The sequence below is a fragment of the Haloarcula sp. Atlit-120R genome (genome assembly GCF_003665885.1).
GTDB lineage: Archaea > Halobacteriota > Halobacteria > Halobacteriales > Haloarculaceae > Haloarcula > Haloarcula taiwanensis.
The window spans coordinates 1-443 of record NZ_QPLN01000107.1 but is presented as its reverse complement, the minus strand read 5'-3'; the positions used below and the strand labels follow the sequence as shown (position 1 = coordinate 443).

The following is a 443-nucleotide window of genomic DNA, read 5'->3' as shown; positions in this document are numbered from 1 at the left end:
ACTCGGGGTCGAACGCCTGGATCTCGCGCTCGCGGTCGACGATGAGCTTGAGCGTCGGGCCCTGGACCCGGCCGACCGAGATGAAGTCGTCGCCCATCTGTCGTGCGGACAGCGAGAGGAAGCGGGTCAGGGCCGCGCCCCACGTCAGGTCGATGGTCTGACGGGCCTCGCCGGCGGCCGCCAGCTCGAAGTCGAGGTCGTCGGGGTTCGCGAACGCCTTTTTCACCTCGTTTTCCGTGATCGACGAGAAGCGCACGCGGTCGACGGGCACGTCCTCGTTCACCTCGCGGACCAGCTCGTACGCCTCCTTGCCGATCAGTTCGCCCTCGCGGTCGTAGTCGGTCGCGATGACGACCCGGGAGGCGTTGCGGGCGAGCCGGCGCAGCGCGGCGACGATCCCCTCCTGCGTCGGCGTCTTCGTGACGGGCGCGTCGATCAGCTCG

Annotated in this window: 1 protein-coding gene; it reads right to left on the bottom strand. The window is 69.3% G+C overall.

The genetic code is table 11. The annotated features are described in order from the left end of the window. The coding region (locus DVK01_RS21445; RefSeq protein ID WP_233562847.1) for a DNA topoisomerase at positions 1-443 on the bottom strand (443 nt) is incomplete at both ends.